Origin of the sequence: Pseudomonas sp. 2822-17, from assembly GCF_002742485.1 — a bacterium.
GTDB lineage: Bacteria > Pseudomonadota > Gammaproteobacteria > Pseudomonadales > Pseudomonadaceae > Aquipseudomonas > Aquipseudomonas cyclaminis.
In genome coordinates, this window is the sequence record NZ_LJRZ01000647.1 from 1 (window position 1) to 285 (window position 285).

At 37.5% G+C, this 285-nt stretch carries 1 protein-coding gene; it reads right to left on the minus strand.

Annotated elements, in window-relative coordinates:
- A partial coding sequence (locus tag AOA60_RS32340) for a hypothetical protein (protein ID WP_218240793.1) occupies window positions 1–285 on the minus strand: 285 nt, incomplete at both ends.

Genomic DNA, 285 nt, shown 5'->3' on the forward strand with positions numbered 1-285 from the left:
TTAATTCCACGTTTTTCTGCATACCTAAAATCTGTCCCCCCTGGTTTTGAAGCTAAATCAACGATTAAACTATTTGGGAGCATCTTTGATAAAACATCAACAGTAAGAACTTTTGCAGGGATAGTATTAATAATTACATCTGCACCTTTCACTCGGTCAACTAACTCATTCATAGGATAAGATGTTAATCCACATTCAAAAGCTCTCGCTCTCAGGTCTGGTTCATCTGCCGCTACTTGGACATTAGCTCCTAAATTGCTAAAAGTTTTTGCTACAGTACTTCCT